This window comes from Flavobacterium sp. FPG59, assembly GCF_002150205.1.
In the GTDB taxonomy this organism is placed as follows: Bacteria; Bacteroidota; Bacteroidia; order Flavobacteriales; family Flavobacteriaceae; genus Flavobacterium.
Genome location: NZ_MTCA01000014.1, coordinates 1 through 17716 on the forward strand (window position 1 = coordinate 1; position 17716 = coordinate 17716).

Annotated in this window: 16 protein-coding genes; 14 read left to right on the forward strand and 2 right to left on the reverse strand. The window is 34.2% G+C overall.

Annotated features, from left to right (window positions below):
- Window positions 1–416: Holliday junction resolvase RuvX (ruvX, locus tag FPG59_RS02795; protein ID WP_254906634.1), on the forward strand; the 416-nt coding region annotated here is incomplete at its 5' end.
- A 118-nt stretch (window positions 417–534) separates the two neighbouring features.
- Window positions 535–2028 (forward strand): malate:quinone oxidoreductase, encoded by a 1494-nt coding sequence (locus tag FPG59_RS02800; RefSeq protein ID WP_086453101.1) that lies wholly within the window; start codon window positions 535–537, stop codon window positions 2026–2028.
- A gap of 62 nt (window positions 2029–2090) precedes the next feature.
- On the opposite strand, the gene FPG59_RS02805 is transcribed toward FPG59_RS02800, so the two are convergent.
- A complete protein-coding gene (locus FPG59_RS02805; RefSeq protein ID WP_086453102.1) occupies window positions 2091–4304 on the reverse strand; it encodes an FUSC family membrane protein in 2214 nt (737 codons plus the stop codon).
- Between the two features lie 192 nt (window positions 4305–4496).
- Between FPG59_RS02805 and def the strand changes: the two genes are divergently transcribed.
- The 4 genes from def (at window position 4497) to FPG59_RS02825 (ending at window position 8102) form a co-directional block, all read left to right on the forward strand.
- Window positions 4497–5084, forward strand: a complete 588-nt coding sequence (gene def / locus FPG59_RS02810; RefSeq protein WP_086453103.1) for a peptide deformylase — start codon at window positions 4497–4499, stop codon at window positions 5082–5084.
- Between the two features lie 84 nt (window positions 5085–5168).
- A complete protein-coding gene (locus tag FPG59_RS02815; protein ID WP_086453104.1) occupies window positions 5169–5654 on the forward strand; it encodes a DUF5606 domain-containing protein in 486 nt (161 codons plus the stop codon).
- Between the two features lie 76 nt (window positions 5655–5730).
- Window positions 5731–6513, forward strand: a complete 783-nt coding sequence (mazG, locus tag FPG59_RS02820; protein WP_086453128.1) for a nucleoside triphosphate pyrophosphohydrolase — start codon at window positions 5731–5733, stop codon at window positions 6511–6513.
- A gap of 140 nt (window positions 6514–6653) precedes the next feature.
- The gene (locus FPG59_RS02825) at window positions 6654–8102 is read left to right on the forward strand and encodes an APC family permease (RefSeq protein ID WP_086453105.1); all 1449 of its coding nucleotides are present in this window, start codon (window positions 6654–6656) and stop codon (window positions 8100–8102) included.
- Between the two features lie 11 nt (window positions 8103–8113).
- Here the strand turns inward: FPG59_RS02825 and FPG59_RS02830 are convergent, their stop codons facing one another.
- The gene (locus tag FPG59_RS02830) at window positions 8114–8794 is read right to left on the reverse strand and encodes a Crp/Fnr family transcriptional regulator (RefSeq protein WP_086453106.1); all 681 of its coding nucleotides are present in this window, start codon (window positions 8792–8794) and stop codon (window positions 8114–8116) included.
- Between the two features lie 106 nt (window positions 8795–8900).
- On the opposite strand from FPG59_RS02830, the gene FPG59_RS02835 reads away from it, so the two are divergent.
- The 8 genes from FPG59_RS02835 (at window position 8901) to FPG59_RS02870 (ending at window position 17694) form a co-directional block, all read left to right on the forward strand.
- Complete coding sequence (locus FPG59_RS02835; RefSeq protein ID WP_086453107.1) at window positions 8901–11342, forward strand: heavy metal translocating P-type ATPase metal-binding domain-containing protein; 2442 nt, start codon at window positions 8901–8903, stop codon at window positions 11340–11342.
- A 111-nt stretch (window positions 11343–11453) separates the two neighbouring features.
- On the forward strand, window positions 11454–11660 hold the full coding sequence (gene ccoS, locus FPG59_RS02840) for a cbb3-type cytochrome oxidase assembly protein CcoS (protein WP_086453108.1): 207 nt from the start codon (window positions 11454–11456) through the stop codon (window positions 11658–11660).
- 31 nt (window positions 11661–11691) lie between these two features.
- Complete coding sequence (gene ccoN / locus FPG59_RS02845) at window positions 11692–13869, forward strand: cytochrome-c oxidase, cbb3-type subunit I (RefSeq protein WP_086453109.1); 2178 nt, start codon at window positions 11692–11694, stop codon at window positions 13867–13869.
- Window positions 13870–13874: 5 nt separating this feature from the next.
- Window positions 13875–14045, forward strand: a complete 171-nt coding sequence (locus FPG59_RS02850; protein ID WP_086453110.1) for a CcoQ/FixQ family Cbb3-type cytochrome c oxidase assembly chaperone — start codon at window positions 13875–13877, stop codon at window positions 14043–14045.
- Window positions 14046–14068: 23 nt separating this feature from the next.
- Window positions 14069–14968: a cbb3-type cytochrome c oxidase N-terminal domain-containing protein gene (locus FPG59_RS02855; RefSeq protein WP_086453111.1), complete on the forward strand. Its 900-nt coding sequence runs from the start codon at window positions 14069–14071 to the stop codon at window positions 14966–14968.
- A 70-nt stretch (window positions 14969–15038) separates the two neighbouring features.
- Window positions 15039–16457: a cytochrome c oxidase accessory protein CcoG gene (gene ccoG / locus FPG59_RS02860; RefSeq protein WP_086453112.1), complete on the forward strand. Its 1419-nt coding sequence runs from the start codon at window positions 15039–15041 to the stop codon at window positions 16455–16457.
- A gap of 21 nt (window positions 16458–16478) precedes the next feature.
- Window positions 16479–16931 (forward strand): FixH family protein, encoded by a 453-nt coding sequence (locus FPG59_RS02865; RefSeq protein WP_086453113.1) that lies wholly within the window; start codon window positions 16479–16481, stop codon window positions 16929–16931.
- A 61-nt stretch (window positions 16932–16992) separates the two neighbouring features.
- Window positions 16993–17694 carry a sulfite exporter TauE/SafE family protein gene (locus FPG59_RS02870; RefSeq protein ID WP_086453114.1) on the forward strand — a complete coding sequence of 234 codons (702 nt, stop codon included), beginning with the start codon at window positions 16993–16995 and terminating at the stop codon, window positions 17692–17694.
- The last annotated feature ends 22 nt before the right edge of the window (window positions 17695–17716 follow it).

Here is a 17716-nt window from a genome sequence, read left to right on the forward strand (position 1 = left end):
TGCCAAGAATACTCGCCATTGATTACGGACAAAAAAGAACAGGAATTGCAGTTACTGACGAAATGCAAATTATTGCTTCAGGTTTGACGACAGTGACTTCTAGTACTGCAATCGCTTTTTTAAAAGATTATTTTGCTAAAGAAAAAGTAGAAGCTGTTCTAATAGGAGAGCCTAAACAAATGAATGGACTACCCTCTGAAAGTGCTTCCATTGTCAAAGGATTTGTGACTCATTTTACCAATCATTTTCCGGATATGAAAGTCATTCGCGTAGACGAACGATTTACATCCAAAATGGCTTTTCAGTCCATGATAGATAACGGAATGAGTAAAAAGCAGCGTCAAAATAAAGCGCTTATTGATGAAATTGCAGCAACTATAATGCTGCAAGATTATCTAAATAGAAAATCTTTTTAAGGTTCAAGAGAATATGTTGACTTTTTGAGAAAAATGTTTGAAAAATGTAACTTTTTGGTTCAGTTTTATACTTTTTTTTGGAATTTAATAATTTATCTTTGCATTTTAAAATCTTATTATGCCTGATACAACGATACGTACCCACAGTGAAGTAGTTCTTATAGGAGCTGGAATCATGAGCGCCACTCTAGGTTTAATTTTAAAAGAGTTGAAACCTGATATTACAATTGAAATATACGAACGATTAGATATGGCAGCTGCCGAAAGTTCTGATGCATGGAATAATGCAGGAACTGGTCACTCCGCTTTTTGTGAGCTAAATTATACTCCAGAGGGCGAAGATGGTAGTATTAATCCAAATAAAGCGATAAGTATTGCTGAATCATTTGAAGTTTCAAGACAATTTTGGGCTTACTTAGTTCAAGAAAATAAAGTTCCCTCGCCTGAAAAATTCATCAAAAGCATTCCTCATCTCAGTTTTGTTTGGGGCGAAAAAAATATAGAATACCTTAAAAAAAGATTTGAAGCCTTGCAAGCCAATCCTCTTTTTAAGGAAATGATTTTTAGCGAAGATTTTTCTGAATTAAAGAAATGGATGCCTCTAGTAATGGAAGGCAGAGACGAGAATGATAAAGTTGCTGCTACTACAATGGCAATTGGTACCGATGTGAATTTTGGAGAATTAACTCGAAGTATTTTTAATTACCTTACTAGTCTAGATGGTGTTACGATTCATTTTAATCATGAAGTTCTAAAGCTAAGACAGAAAGATGATAAATCTTGGAGAATTAAAATAAAGAATTTGGCTAACGGCCAAATACGTAAAGCATATACTAAGTTTGTTTTTATTGGAGCAGGAGGAGGTTCTTTACCTTTACTTGAAAAAGCTGATGTTCCAGAAGGAAAAGGATATGGTGGATTCCCAGTAAGTGGTCAATGGCTAAAATGTACTAATCCTGATGTGATTGCAAAGCATCAAGCTAAAGTATACGGTAAAGCTAGCGTGGGCGCTCCGCCTATGTCTGTACCACATATTGATTCAAGAGTTATCAATGGAGAAAAACAATTGCTTTTTGGACCATTTGCAGGCTTCTCAACTCGGTTTTTAAAAAATGGCTCTTATTCTGATTTGCCTTTGTCTATAAAGACAGATAATATTATACCTATGATTGCAGCGGGTATTAAAAATATTCCGCTTACTAAGTATCTGATAGAACAAGTGCGTCAATCTCAAAAAGATAGAATCAATGCATTGCGAGAGTATGTGCCAGGTGCACGCTCTAAGGATTGGGTACTAGAACGTGCAGGTCAGCGTGTTCAAGTTATTAAAAAAGATGAAAAGGAAGGCGGTATTCTAGAATTTGGTACCGAAGTAATTACAACTGCTGATGGAACATTATCGGTATTGCTGGGTGCTTCGCCAGGAGCATCTACTGCTGTTTCTATAATGATTGACTTGATTAGCAGGTGTTTTGTAGACGAATATCAAACTCAAGAATGGCAAGATAAACTTAAAGTTATGGTACCATCTTTTGGACAAAAATTAAATGAAAACCCTGAACTATTAAAAGAAGTTCGTGAAAATACGGCCAAAGTATTGAAGTTAAATTAATATTTAGGCGATTCATATTTATAAAAAAACGCTAGAGCATATTTCATGTTCTAGCGTTTTTTTTAGCTAATACTCTTTAATGTTTGTGTGGTTTGAACTATTTTTTCAGATAAATTAATAAGCCACATGAGTTGTTCTATAACTAGTTGCGCCTCTTGCATAACCGAATCAAAATCAGTTTCAGTGCTGCTTTTATGTATGCTGATTTCTCTTTGTTGAATATTTTTTAGTTCTGTGAATCGTAGTTTTAATTCGTTTACAGATGCAGATTGATTTGCTGCATTATTACCATTTAAAGTTTCGATAGCATTTTGTAAATTTTGAATTCCTGTATTTACTACCACATTAAATGATTCTGATGCCGCAGTAGTTTTGTGGGATTGAATATAAGTACCTAATGAAGCTATCGACGAAAGTAAAGAGTGGTTTAAAACGGCTAATTCGTATACTTGTTCTAAGTGTAATTGTTTTGTTTTGGGTTCTTGAACCATTCTTTGGTAACAAGCCATTAGATTTCCTATTTCTATAAACGCATTTTTTCGAGCTAGTTTGTAGGATGTTGATAGCGTACCTTTGGTATTGTAATAAATAGAGATTTCTTTTAAATAGTTTTGGTTGGCAAGTACTGCCTTTTTTATCGTTGCGGGAGCGCTCAAAAATTCCCAAGTAGGCCATAAAAAATAATTGGCTACAGCTGCTAATAAAGCTCCTACAAGAGTATCTACAATTCTATACTGTACAAGTTCATTTACGTTTGGAGTTAGTATTCCGTAAATAAAAACCACATACATGGTTACAAATGTAGCCCCGATTTTATAATTAGTTTGTGAAAATGCAAAACCAAGCAGCATGCAAATAATACAAAACATGCTAATTATAAAATTATCTTTAATGAAATAAAGGATTCCAAAAGCAATAATTCCGCCAAGTATAGTACCTATTATTCTTTGAAACGTGCGTTCTTTGGTTAAACCATAACCTGGTTTCATAATCACAATAATGGTTAACAAAATCCAGTAAGCGTTTTGAAAAGGGAAGTAGCTTCCTAGTGTTAAGCCTATTATTAAGGTAACCGTTATTCGTAAGGAATGTCTAAATATGGAGGATGAAAAACTGAGGTTTTCTATTAATGTTGTCCATGGATAATGTTGTGGGGTTAAAAATTTCTCTATATCCTTGTCAAGACCTTTGTATTCAAGTGTGTTGTAATCTCTTGTAAAAGCATGTTCAATAGTCTTTATTTTATCAACTTGCTTGTCTGCATACTGTAACATGGTGGTTAGCATAAAAACTCCTTCTACTGCTTGTTGTTTACCAAGGGCTTTCTCATATTGAGTGATAACAATTTGCAAGGCATTTATGTCTTCCCATAAAGAGGGTTTATCAGGTTGTGTTTTTCTTTTTTTAATATTTTTTGAGAGACTCTTTAGGCTTGACGCCAAATGGTAAGCAAGATTTTGATAAGTGGCTAGCACTTTTTGATGATCGTCAAATTTATAGTGTAGTTTTTCATGATCAAATGCTGTTGATAAAGCCAATTCAAGAATTTCAACAAGGCAAATAAAGACAATAAGCATTTTTCTATTTGCAGCAGAGGAGCCATTGATGCTATGATTGGGTATTAATACTTCTCTAATATTCTGATGAATGATGTTGAGTTCTACCTGTAAATGTAGCTGCTTTTCGGTAATTGCTTTTCGATCTGCGTTTATGGACCACAAGTCACCCCTAAGTTTTAAATATTTAGCGGTAAGTTTCATGCATTCCTGTACTTGCAGTTCTAAATACCTATTTGGTTTTAGATAATGAAACACAAGAGAAACTAGTAAATAAAAAATCCCACCTGCAAAAATTAAAAGCACGTGAAAAAACATGGGCCAACCTGAAGCTGTATTAGAAAATGCTAATGCCAGAGCTACCAAACAAGAAAAAGATAACATACTAGCCCTTTGCCCATAGACAGATACAATTGAAATAGAAAAAATTAATAAAGTAATTATGAGGTAGAATAAGACTTTATAAGGAAAAAAGATATTGACTATTAGCGTAATAATAGAAGTTAATATTGCCGTAAGCACTATGCCATATATTTTTTGGTTTAAGCTACTTGCTATGTCACTTGGATATACAAATATAGCTCCCAGTGCCAGCACAAAACCTATATTAAACATACCAAAATAAGTAAAAACAACTACAGGGATTACCGCCGCAATAGTTACTTTTAGTGCGTTTGTAAAGGAAGCTGTATCTATAAATTTTTGAATCTTTGTAAGCATATCTCTAGGTTGTAACAAAGATAAGATTTGAAAAAGTTAAAAGAGGTATAAACAGCGTACTTCTGTCTAAAAGATTTAATTTATTTTAAAAATTGATAGTATAATATTCATTGTTTATTTTTTACTATTTTTGCAAACTGAATAAAAAAGCTGGATACCATATTTTTTAGCTCCTAATTTTAACACTGTACAATGATTTTACCAATTATAGCTTACGGCGATCCCGTTTTAAGAAAAACAGGAGAACTTGTTACTGCAGATTTTCCTAATCTAAAGGAAATCATTTCAAATATGTATGAAACCATGTATAATGCTCATGGTGTGGGTCTTGCAGCTCCTCAGGTAGGTCTTGCTTTACGCATATTTGTAATAGATACAACTCCTTTTAGCGATGACGATGAACTAGATTCTACAGAGCAAAATAAATTGAAAGGGTTTAAAAAAACTTTTATCAATGCGAGAATGGTAAAAGAAGAAGGGGAATTATGGAGTTTTAATGAAGGATGCTTAAGTATTCCAGATGTAAGAGAGGATGTTTACAGAAATCCAACGATTACATTAGAGTATTGCGAAGAAGATTTTGTAATGAAAACAGAAGTGTTTGACGGACTCATAGCCCGTGTAATTCAACATGAATACGATCATATTGAAGGCGTTTTATTTACGGATAAAATTTCTTCTTTAAAAAAACGATTGATTCAAAAGAAATTAAAAAACATATTAGAAGGAAAAACTTTTCAAGAGTACCGAATGAAATTTTTCGGAAAAAAGGGAAGATAAGTCAAGCTAAGACAAGCGTGGTACAATTTTTGGGTACCCAAATAAAATTAATTAATCCAATTTTCAATAACAATTACACGAACCATGAATTTAGAAAAAATATTAGCCATTTCAGGAAAACCAGGTTTGTACATTTTGAAAGTACAAACTAGATCAGGATTTGTGGCTGAGTCATTAGCTGATGGAAAAAAAATTACAGTAAACTTAAAAAGTAATGTAAGCTTACTTTCTGAAATTTCGATTTATACTTACGAAGGTGAAAAACCATTATCTGAAATCATGCAAACTATTGCAGATAAAGAAAATAAAGGGGATGCTTTATCTCATAAAGCTGAAAACGCAAAATTAATGGAGTATTTCAAAGTTATTTTGCCTAATTATGATGAAGATAGAGTATACCCATCTGATATTAAAAAAATATTAAACTGGTACGGAATTTTACAATCAAAAGGATTGCTTAATGATGATGCTCCAGCTACTGCCGAAGAGCCAAGTGCACCGGCTGTTGAAGAAGTTAATGAAGAAGCTACAGAAAAACCAGCTAAAAAGGCAAAAGCTAAAAAAGAATAACAAAAGCTTTAAAACATTTAATCCCATTCAGGACGTTCTTGAATGGGATTTTTTTATTTTTACCAAAACAATTTTGATGAATACTAGAGCCGCACAACTACAAGCATTTGACAGACTACTTACGATAATGGATGATTTGAGGGAAAAATGCCCTTGGGATCAAAAACAAACCATGCAATCCTTGCGTCATCTTACCATTGAAGAAACCTATGAACTTGGTGATGCTATTTTAGATAATGATTTAAGTGAAGTGAAGAAGGAATTGGGAGATCTCTTGTTGCACATTGTTTTTTATGCTAAAATAGGAAGTGAAACTAGTGATTTTGATATTGCTGATGTGTGCCATGAAATTTCAGATAAATTGATACACCGTCATCCCCACATTTATAGTGATACAATAGTGAAGGACGAAGAAGAAGTGAAGCAAAATTGGGAGAAATTAAAACTTAAAGAAGGTAAGAAATCTGTTTTGGAAGGTGTTCCTAAAAGTTTGCCAGCCTTAGTCAAAGCCAGTCGCATTCAGGATAAAGTGAAAGGAGTAGGATTTGATTGGGAAGAGACGCATCAAGTTTGGGATAAAGTGCAAGAGGAATTAGAGGAACTACAAGTTGAGGTACAAGCGGGAGATCAGGATAAGATAGAAGCGGAGTTTGGTGATGTTTTGTTTTCAATGATTAATTACGCCCGATTTTTGAATGTTAATCCCGAAGATGCCTTAGAACGAACCAATAAAAAATTCATTAAACGATTTCAATATTTGGAAAGTAAAGCTTCAGAGTTAGGAAAGCCTTTAATGGATATGACATTGGCTGAAATGGATATTTTTTGGGAAGAAGCGAAGCGTCTTCCTAACAAATAGGAATTGGAAATCTCTGATTTCTAAATAACTCAATTTTGGGAAGAAGCGAAAAGATTGTAGTTGTCAGTTTGCAGTATTCAGTATCTTGTAATCAATATTTAGAGTTTAAAGTCTAGTTTTAGAATAATTTATAATTACCAATGTCAGAAAATAAAACCGAGTTAAAACGTTCTTTAGGATTGATTGATGCAACGAGTTTAGTTGCAGGTTCCATGATAGGATCAGGAATATTTATTGTAACATCGGCAATGGCCAGAGATATAGGATCGGCGGCTTGGTTGCTCGTGATTTGGATTGTGACCGGCTTAATTACCGTTGCAGCAGCTTTAAGTTATGGCGAGTTAGCGGGAATGATGCCTAATGCAGGTGGTCAATTTGTGTATATTCAGCGTGCATACGGTAGGCTTGTATCCTTTTTATATGGCTGGACTGTTTTTACGGTAATTCAAACGGGAGTAATTGCTGCCATAGCAGTGACTTTTGCAAATTATGCAGCTATTTTTTTTCCTGTTTTAGATGAAACGCTATTTTCTGTAGGGTCGAGTTTTGTTTTTTCGTACCAAAAAGTTTTAGCCATTTTCAGTATTGTTTTACTTACTTATATCAATACCAAAGGTGTTCAAAGCGGTAAAATGGTTCAACTTGTTTTTACTTCGGCAAAATTAATCGCGCTATTTGCCTTGATTATTTTAGGATTGTATGTAGGGTTAAAAACGGATGTTTTATCGGATAATTTTGCAAACATGTGGGACGCTAGCAAAACGGTAGTTAACCCAGATGGAACTGTAACTGTTACAAAACTTGTAGGGACAGCGCTTTTAGGAGCTGCGGGTGCTACTATTATAAACTCTTTGTTTTCCAGTGATGCTTGGAATAATGTTACTTTCATAGCAGGTGAAATTAAAGATCCTAAAAAAAATATACCTCGCAGTTTATTTCTAGGAACAGTAATAGTAACTGTAGTTTACGTTTTGGCTAATCTGGCTTATTTAGCGTTACTCCCTATGCAAGGTTCGCCTAGTGCAAGTGATGCCTTGAGTAACGGAATCATGTTTGCTAATAATGACAGAGTAGGTGCGGCAGCAGCAAGTATGATATTGGGAAATGTAAGTGTCTTTGTTATGGCAGGATTAATTATGGTGTCCACTTTTGGTTGTAATAGCGGATTAATCCTCTCTGGTGGAAGATTGTTTTTTGCAATGGCAAAGGACGGTTTGTTTTTTAAACAAGCCACCGAATTAAATAAAAATCAAGTCCCAGCCAAAGCCTTGTGGGTACAGTGTATTTGGGCTTGTGTGTTGTGTATTTCGGGGAAATTTGGAGATTTATTGACGTATGCTACTTTTGCATCCTTACTGTTTTATATCTTGACTATTTTAGGGGTTTTTATCCTTAGAAAAAAAGAACCTCATGCTGATAGACCTTATAAAGCATTTGGTTACCCCTTTGTTCCTGCACTTTATATTGTAGTTACGGTTGCTATTTGTCTTACCTTATTAATTTATGACACCTTCAATACCGGACTAGGATTAGCTATTGTTGCATTGGGAATCCCTGTTTATTATTTAGCAATGCCTAAAAAAAAGTAAAATTGAAGTAATTACTCGGCTAGTTTTTTGAGTTTAGAAAGGTCTAATAAAACTATTTTTTTTCCGCTAAGTTCAATGAGCCCTAGCTTTTTAAAGTCAGAAAGTAGTCTAATGCAACTTTCTGTTGCAGTGCCTATCATGCTAGCTAAATCATCTCTAGAAAGTTGCACTTTTAGGGATGCATCCTCATTTGTTCCAAAAGTATCATGCAAATAGAGCAAAGTTTCGGCAAGTCTTTCTTTGACTGTTTTTTGAGCTAGATTAACCATTTGATCATCGGCTTCTTTTAGATCGCCGCAAATAGTTTTCATTACATTCATAGAGAACTTGTTGTTTTTGTCAAAATATCCCATCACTTCTGATTTTGGAATAAAACAAACCTGCATATCATCAAGCGCTACTGCACTTAAATTAACAGGCTCCTCACTTATCATAGATCTTTGGCCTAGTAATTCACCTTTGGTTACCAGTTTTACAATATGGTCTTTTCCATTGGCGCTAAGCTTGATGAGTTTGCAAACACCATCTTTAATACAGTAAATTCCGTTTACAGTATCTCCTTCCTTAAAAATTATTTCTCCTTTTTTTACAATATGAGACGTTTTACAATCAGATAATTGCACGAGCTCTTGTTTAGTAAGGGCTTTCAAGGAACTGAATTCGCGCACGATACATTGTTCACATTTACTCATTGGTATGATATTTTTGTTATACAAAACTAGCTTTTTATTATGATAAATATCATATTTTAATTAACATTCGTTTAGGTTCTTTGCTATAGGAAAAATGAGCAAAGTTATGGAGAAAAACAACTGTTTCCATTGTGGATTAGATGTCATAAAAGCCGAAGAAATATTTTTTGACGATAAATTTTTTTGTTGTGCGGGTTGTAAAACCGTGTATGAAATTTTTAATCAAAATGATTTAACAAGCTATTATGATTTTGAAAAATCACCTGGAGCAACACCGCAAAATACAAATGGTAAATATGATTTTTTAGACAATGAAAGTATTGTATCAAAATTATTGGAATTCAAAGAAAATGAAACAACAATTATTTCACTTAACATACCACACATACATTGTAGCTCGTGTATTTGGATTCTGGAAAATTTACAACGTCTTCAAAAAGGCATAAGCACTTCACAGGTCAACTTTCCTGAAAAGAGAGTACGCATTACCTTTAACTCCGCTACGGTATCTGTCAAAGAAATTGTTTTATTGCTGAGTTCTATAGGCTATGAACCTTATATAAGTTTAGAAAACTACGAATCTGGTAAGGCTGTTGTAGATAGAAGTTTGACCTACAAACTGGGTGTTGCTTTCTTTTGTTTTGGGAATATTATGTTACTTTCTTTTCCAGAATATTTTGAAGTTAAGGAGTATTGGCTGGACCACTATCGAGGTTTTTTTAGATGGTTAATATTTGCTTTGTCGCTGCCTAGTTTTTTATACTCGGCAAGCGGTTATTATGTGTCTGCTTACAAAAGTATTAAAACCAAAATGCTCAATATTGATATTCCTATTGCCTTAGGAATTATTGTCATGTTTGTGCGTAGTACTTTTGATATCATCATGGATTACGGTTCTGGTTTTTTTGATAGTTTAACGGGACTTATCTTTTTTATGCTCCTTGGGAAAATGTTCCAAATAAAAACCTATAGTTTTTTGAGCTTTGAAAGAGATTTTAAGTCTTATTTCCCTATTGCAATAACTAAAATTAATCCTGACGGAACGGAGTTGAGTATCCCTATTTATGAGGTTGAAAAAGGTAATAGATTGCTGATTAGAAACCAAGAACTCATTCCCGTGGATGGTATATTACTGTCTGAAAAAGCAGAGATAGACTATAGTTTTGTAACTGGAGAAGCAGTTCCCATTGTGAAGCATTCTGGAGATAAAGTTTTTGCAGGTGGAAAACAAATTGGGAAGATGATAGAAATGGAAGTCTTGCAAACCGTTTCTCAAAGCTATTTAACACAGCTGTGGAGTAATGATGTGTTCCAAAAAAATGTGGAGCAAAAACACAAAACAATTACTGACAAAATCAGTCGATATTTTACTCCGATATTATTGTTAATTGCTTTTATAGGGTTTGGATATTGGATTTTTATTAATGCCAATACTGCTTTTAATGTTTTTACCGCCGTTCTTATTGTAGCATGTCCTTGCGCGCTTGCATTGACCGCTCCATTCACTTTTGGGAATGTCTTACGAATTTTAGGAAAACAAAAATTTTACCTTAAAAATGCATTGGTTATTGAACAATTAGCCAAAGTAGACACCATAGTTTTTGACAAAACAGGAACAATCACTACCAATAAAAAATCTAAAATTACGTATGTACCACCCAGCGAAATAAATGGGATTGGAGTTCAAGAGGCCGCAATTAATTCAGGAACTAATGCACTAATAAAAAATGCGCTACGAGGTTCAAATCATCCGTTAAGTAGAATGTTATATGATTTTTTACCTGAAACCAAATTGATTAAAGTTGAGAATTTTGAAGAACAAGCTGGTAAAGGTATTCAGGCTCAAGTTGCTGGAAGTAATATAAAAATTGGTTCACGAGATTTTGTTCTTCATACAAATTTAGAGACGGATAATAAAGGTTTTGATAGTGAAGTTGAACTTGAAAATACTGTTGTATATATTACCATTGACGAAGTTTATTATGGGAAATATATCTTCATGAATCAGTATAGAGATGGTTTAGCGAAACTGTTTCAAGATTTGAGTAAGAAGTACGAAATTAAAATTTTATCAGGAGATAATGATGGAGAAAGAGCTACTCTTGAAGCTCTTTTGCCGAAAGGCACAGCATTAATTTTTAATCAAAAACCAGAACAAAAACTAGAGTTTATCAAAGCTTTGCAGGCCGAGGGTAAAAATGTGATGATGGTAGGTGACGGACTTAATGACGCGGGTGCATTGGCGCAAAGCCATATCGGAATCTCTATTTCAGAGAATGTGAATGTGTTCTCACCAGCTTGCGATGCAATTTTAGATGCCGAAGAGTTTCAAAAACTGAACTTCTTTTTACAGTATTCTAAAGATGCTATTACCACCATTAAAATGAGTTTTGTAGTGTCATTACTCTATAATGTAGTGGGATTAGGATTTGCCATTACAGGAAATTTATTACCACTTGTAGCAGCTATCATTATGCCATTGAGTACCATAACTATTGTAAGTTTTGTTACTGTAATGAGTAATTATTATGCTAAAAGAAAACGCTAGTGCATTAAATACTTACAAAGTTCACATTTTATTAACAAATGTTTCAAGTATGATAAATGTCATATTTTACGTGAATGCATCCCAGTAACTTTGTTGAAATAAAAATACAATATGAGTGTCATTTATTTATTAATATCCATCAGTATTCTAGTAGCTATAGGTTTTTTTATAGCATTTATTAGAGCAGTCAAAACAGGACAATATGATGATGATTATACTCCCTCTGTTCGAATGCTTTTTGAGGATGAGTTAATTCAAAAAGAAACAAAAAATAAGGAAGATTCTTTAAAAACAGAATATCTAGAAACTCAAAAATAATCAATAAACAACTTTCAAAATAATTATAAATATGGAAATGCAGCAGTTTTATTATGACAACAAAATTGTAAAAAAATTCATTTACGCCACCATAGTTTTTGGGGTAGTAGGAATGTTAGTGGGACTTATTCTTGCTTTTATGTTTCTATTCCCAAATATCACCGATGGAGTTTCTTGGTTGAGTTTTGGTCGATTGAGACCATTACATACTAATGCTGTTATTTTTGCCTTTGTAGGGAATGCTATGTTTGCAGGTATTTATTACTCTATGCAGCGCCTTTTAAAAGCAAGAATGTTTAATGATTTTTTAAGCAATCTGCATTTTTGGGGATGGCAATTAATTATTGTTGCGGCGGCTGTTTCTTTACCATTAGGATACAGCACATCTAAGGAATATGCGGAGCTAGAATGGCCTATAGATATTGCAATTGCTTTGATCTGGGTTATTTTTGGGATCAATATGATTGGTACTATTTTAAAACGTAGAGAACGCCATTTATATGTTGCTATTTGGTTTTATTTGGCCACTTTTGTTACTGTTGCAGTTTTACATATCTTTAATAGTTTGGCATTGCCAGTTTCTGGTTTAAAAAGTTATTCTGTATATGCGGGTGTTCAGGATGCACTAGTTCAATGGTGGTATGGACATAATGCTGTTGCTTTTTTCTTAACCACACCTTTTTTAGGTTTGATGTATTACTTTATACCAAAAGCGGCTAACCGTCCGGTGTATTCGTACCGCCTTTCAATTATTCACTTTTGGTCGCTAATTTTTATTTATATCTGGGCAGGCCCACACCATTTATTATATTCGGCATTGCCTAACTGGGCACAAAATTTAGGTGTTGCTTTCTCAATCATGTTAATTGCTCCATCTTGGGGAGGAATGATCAACGGACTTTTAACACTAAGAGGTGTTTGGGATAAGGTAAGAGTAGAACCTGTTTTAAAGTTTTTTGTAGTAGCAATTACAGGGTATGGAATGGCCACTTTTGAAGGTCCGATGTTGTCTCTTAAAAATGTTAATGCTATTGCACATTACACAGACTGGATTATTGCACACGTTCACGTAGGTGCGCTAGCTTGGAATGGTTTTATGGCATTTGGTATGATTTATTGGTTAGTTCCTAGAATGACTAAGAGTAATTTGTACTCTACAAAATTAGCTAATTTTCATTTTTGGATAGGAACTCTCGGAATCATCTTGTATACAGTTCCTATGTATGTTGCGGGATTTTTACAAGCTTCAATGTGGAAACAATTTAATCCTGACGGAACGTTAACGTATGGTAATTTTCTAGAAACGGTTACTCAAATCATGCCTATGTACTGGATGAGAGCCATTGGAGGAACGATGTACTTGGTAGGAATGTTTGTATTGGTGTATAACATTTGGCAAACAGTTCGTTTTGGATCAAAAGTAGAAGATGAGCAAGCCGAAGCTCCTGCTTTATTAAAAATGAGTTCAAGTAGAGTTAAAGGTGAAAAATTCCACCCTTGGTTAGAGCGCAAGCCTATTCAACTGACTATTTTGGCAACAGTAGCAATCTTAATAGGTGGTGTGATTCAAATTGTGCCTACTATAATGGTAAAGTCTAACATCCCTACGATAACCAGCGTAAAACCATATTCTCCTCTTGAACTGGAGGGACGCGATTTATACATTCGTGAGGGTTGTGTAGGATGTCATTCTCAATCGGTACGACCATTTAGAAGCGAGGTTGAACGTTACGGACCGCAATCAAAAGCGGGAGAATTTGTATACGATCATCCATTTTTATGGGGATCAAAACGTACTGGACCTGATTTATTAAGAGTAGGTGGGAAGTACAATGACAACTGGCATTTCAATCACTTTTGGAACCCACAAAGTATATCTGCAGGTTCTATCATGCCGGGTTACAAATGGCTTTTTGACAATAAAGCTATGGATATTTCTATGACCCAAAAGAAAATGGAAGTGATGTCTACACTAGGAGTTCCTTACACTCCTGTGCAAATTGCTGGTGGACTGGATGATCTACGCAAACAAGCCATTGCGATCGAAGAAAGTTTAAAGAACGACCCTGATTTTGTAAAAAGTTATGAGGAAAGCAGGAAAAAAGCCGAAGCAAGAGGTGAAAAATTTGTGCCAATGAACGAAAGAGAAATTGTGGCTTTAATAGCTTATATGCAACGTTTGGGTACTGATATTAAAGTAAAAAAATAGTAGTTATGTTTGAACAAATTAAACACAATATGGAGACCATTGAAGGTGTAGCCATATATCCTATTCTGTCTTTATTAATTTTCTTTTTCTTTTTTGTAGGTCTAGGTCTTTGGGTTTTCTCTTATAATAAAGAAAAAATTAAAGAGTTGAGCCAGATGCCATTGAGCGATAATTAATTGTAGTATTTAAACTAGTTAGAATGAAAAATAATTTTCCTGTATACGTTAGAGTTCCTGTAATTTTCTTTACTGTTTTTATGGTAATGGAGTATTTCATTGACTCAGGAGATCGACCTGCATTTATAAAATTCCCAATGGTCACCGTGTTTTTATTAGTATTTCTTTTTTTATTGATTGCAGTAGAAATTACTTGGAAAGCTGTTGATACCATTACATATCAATTAATGACGCAAGATCAAAAAGAAGCTTTGCATAAAAAACAAAACATTCGTTTTCAAGATCAGGCGTGGTATAAAAATCTAATGGCAAAACTGACTAAAACGCAGCCTCTTGATAATGAAGGACAGTTGTTATTAGATCATGATTATGATGGTATTAAGGAACTTGATAATAATTTGCCGCCATGGTGGGTGTATTTGTTTTATGCGTGTATACTTTTTGGAGTAGTGTACATGGTACGATATGAAGTATTGGGAGCAGATAATCAAGAAATGGAGCTTCAAAAAGAAGTGGCTCAAGCCAAAATTGAGATTGCTGAATATATGAAAACTGCTCCAGACTTGATGGATGAAAAAACGGTAACCTTATTGACAGAACCAGCTGATTTAGCTGCTGGAAAGGAAATTTTTAATACGAATTGTGCTGCTTGTCATAGAGCTGATGCTGGTGGTCAAATAGGTCCAAATTTAACCGATGATCAATGGATTTTGGGCGGTGGTATAAAGAATGTTTTTCATACTCTGGTTAATGGAGGCCGTGATGGAAAAGGAATGATATCCTGGAAAGGGACTTTAAAACCAAAAGAAATGCAAAAAGTAGCTAGCTATATCTTGTCTTTAAAAGGTAGTAACCCTCCTGATGCTAAAGCTCCAGAAGGAGAAGTATGGGTTGAAGAAAGTACTGCGGTTCCTGCTAAATAATTTTCATCTTGGAACTGGTGTTTGAACATCAGTTCCAAGTTTTGTAAACTCGTTTTTATAAATTAAAATAATGTCAAATTCATCAGACGAAGCGTTTAGAGATACCATAGGAACTATTGACGAAGCGGGTAATAGAAAATTTATCTATCCTAAAAAACCTTCCGGGAAGTTGTATGAGTACCGTAAATGGGTAAGCTATTTTTTATTGATTGTCTTAGTAGCAAATCCATTTGTTAAAGTGAATGGCAACCAGTTCATGATGTTCAACATTCTAGAACGCAGGTTTACTATTTTTGGATTTCCTTTTTGGCCACAAGATTTTTATCTGTTTGTGCTTTTTATGATTATCGGAATTGTTTTCGTTATTCTATTTACGGTTATTTTTGGACGTATTTTTTGCGGATGGATTTGTCCCCAAACTATTTTTCTCGAAATGGTTTTCCGAAGAATTGAATACTGGATAGAGGGAGATAGAGGCGCTCAAATTCGTTTGCATAAACAGGAATGGAACGCTGAGAAAATTAGAAAGAAAGGGCTAAAATGGTTCATTTTTTTAATAATATCATTTTTTATTGCCAATGTTTTTTTGGCCTATCTCATCAGCAGTGATGCCCTTTACAAAATGATTGAAGAGGGACCACGTAATCACATCAGCACCTTAGTTTCATTATGTATTTTTACTGGTGTGTTCTATTTTGTATTTGTTTGGTTTAGAGAACAAGTTTGTATTATAGCGTGTCCTTACGGTAGGTTACAAGGTGTTTTATTAGATGATAAATCTATAAATGTAGCTTATGATTTTATTCGAGGTGAAAAAACCGCTGGCAGAGCAAAATTCAATAAGCAAGAGGATAGGAGTGCCACCGGAAAAGGAGACTGTATTGACTGTAAACAATGCGTAAATGTTTGCCCCACAGGAATTGACATTCGTAACGGAACACAGCTAGAATGCATCAATTGTACGGCTTGTATTGATGAATGCAATACTATTATGAATAGTGTAGGACTGCCCGAAGGTCTTATTAGATACGCATCTGAGGAGGAAATTGAGAAAGAAAAAAAGTTCAAATTCACTACCAGAATGAAAGGGTATTCAGCCGTTTTGTTCATTTTAACGGGTGTTTTGATAGGTTTGTTATTCCTTCGTTCAGATGTTGAGGCTGTAATTCTAAGGTTGCCAGGACAATTGTTTCAACACAAAGGGGACAATATAAGTAATGTGTACACATTTAAAGTGATCAATAAAACTAGTAAAGATCTTGACAGCGTTCATTTTAAATTAGTGGGAACCAAAGGGAGTCTGAAAATTGTAGGAACCCAATACTTAAAAGTGGATAAACAAAGCATGAACAGCGGAACACTTTTTATTGAAATCAATCAAAATATTTTAGATACCGATAAAACAAATCTAAAAATTGAAGTTTACAACGGCAATGATAAAATAGAAACTACAACCACCAGTTTTTTAAGTCCGCGTAGTTTCAATTAAATAGTATAAAAATAAAGGAACATGAAAATAAATTGGGGAACAGGAATAGTAATTGCTTTTGGATTGTTTATGACATTCATTTTGTTTTTTGTATTTACGGTACAGTCTGATTCAAAATATGATAATGAATTGGTGGTAGAGGAGTATTACAAGCATGATGCTCATTTTGCTGAGGAGATGACTCGCATACAAAATGCGGCTGATTTGGCTCAAAGGCCAATTATAAACAACAATGCCAACGGAATAGAAGTGGAGTTTCCTAAGACTTTTGAAACCAATAAAATAAAAGGGAAAGTGTCTCTATACAGGCCGTCTAATAAAAAATTAGATTTTGAAATTCCTATTTCATTATCTAATGCTACAACTTTGCTCATTCCTAAAAAAAGTTTAGCAGGCGGCCGTTGGGACATTAATATGGAATGGCAATACAACGGAAAATCGTATTTGTCAAAGGAAACGGTTTACGTGAGGTAAGTACCAGAAATCATTTCAACAAAATGTTCTTCACTATTTCTTCGATCAATAAGAATACAACATGTTTTACACAGCAATTATATTTGGTTTATTAAGCAGTTTTCATTGCATCGGGATGTGTGGTCCTATTGCTATGATGTTGCCTGTAGACAGGAATAACTCCTCAAAAAGAGTTTTACAAATAATCACGTATCATTTGGGTAGAATTTCAGCTTACGGTACCATAGGATTTGTATTTGGTTTAGTGGGCAAAGGTTTTTTTATGGCGGGCATACAGCAGCAACTTTCTATAGGGATAGGAATTGCAATGATTGCAGTAGTACTTATTCCTGAAAAGTTATTTGCTAGATATAATTTTTCTAAGCCTATATTTAAACTCGTGGCTGGTATTAAATCAACTTTAGGAGCACAGTTCAAAAATAAAAGTTACAAGTCATTGTTTACAATAGGTTTACTAAACGGATTTTTACCTTGTGGTATGGTTTACGTAGCCTTATTTGGTGCTATTGCTATGCAAAATGCAGGTTGGGGTGTTGTATACATGATACTTTTTGGGTTAGGTACAGTACCGCTCATGAGTAGTATTGTTTTAATACAGGGATATATTACATTGCCTATGCGAAACCGAATTCAAAGAATGATTCCTTATGTGGCCATAACAATGGGATGCTTGTTTATTTTGCGAGGTTTAGGTTTGGGTATTCCATACTTATCACCGTCAACAATGAGTTTGTTTATTCAATCTAATGCCACTTGTCATTAAATAAATAATGGTAGTCTAAATC

Bases quoted from the DNA above. Each gene is read 5' to 3' on its own strand.
- FPG59_RS02800 (WP_086453101.1), top strand. From the start codon at position 535: ATGCCTGATACAACGATACGTACCCACAGTGAAGTAGTTCTTATAGGA.
- FPG59_RS02805 (WP_086453102.1), bottom strand. From the start codon at position 4,304: ATGCTTACAAAGATTCAAAAATTTATAGATACAGCTTCCTTTACAAAC.
- def (WP_086453103.1), top strand. From the start codon at position 4,497: ATGATTTTACCAATTATAGCTTACGGCGATCCCGTTTTAAGAAAAACA.
- FPG59_RS02815 (WP_086453104.1), top strand. From the start codon at position 5,169: ATGAATTTAGAAAAAATATTAGCCATTTCAGGAAAACCAGGTTTGTAC.
- mazG (WP_086453128.1), top strand. From the start codon at position 5,731: ATGAATACTAGAGCCGCACAACTACAAGCATTTGACAGACTACTTACG.
- FPG59_RS02825 (WP_086453105.1), top strand. From the start codon at position 6,654: ATGTCAGAAAATAAAACCGAGTTAAAACGTTCTTTAGGATTGATTGAT.
- FPG59_RS02830 (WP_086453106.1), bottom strand. From the start codon at position 8,794: ATGAGTAAATGTGAACAATGTATCGTGCGCGAATTCAGTTCCTTGAAA.
- FPG59_RS02835 (WP_086453107.1), top strand. From the start codon at position 8,901: ATGGAGAAAAACAACTGTTTCCATTGTGGATTAGATGTCATAAAAGCC.
- ccoS (WP_086453108.1), top strand. From the start codon at position 11,454: ATGAGTGTCATTTATTTATTAATATCCATCAGTATTCTAGTAGCTATA.
- ccoN (WP_086453109.1), top strand. From the start codon at position 11,692: ATGGAAATGCAGCAGTTTTATTATGACAACAAAATTGTAAAAAAATTC.
- FPG59_RS02850 (WP_086453110.1), top strand. From the start codon at position 13,875: ATGTTTGAACAAATTAAACACAATATGGAGACCATTGAAGGTGTAGCC.
- FPG59_RS02855 (WP_086453111.1), top strand. From the start codon at position 14,069: ATGAAAAATAATTTTCCTGTATACGTTAGAGTTCCTGTAATTTTCTTT.
- ccoG (WP_086453112.1), top strand. From the start codon at position 15,039: ATGTCAAATTCATCAGACGAAGCGTTTAGAGATACCATAGGAACTATT.
- FPG59_RS02865 (WP_086453113.1), top strand. From the start codon at position 16,479: ATGAAAATAAATTGGGGAACAGGAATAGTAATTGCTTTTGGATTGTTT.
- FPG59_RS02870 (WP_086453114.1), top strand. From the start codon at position 16,993: ATGTTTTACACAGCAATTATATTTGGTTTATTAAGCAGTTTTCATTGC.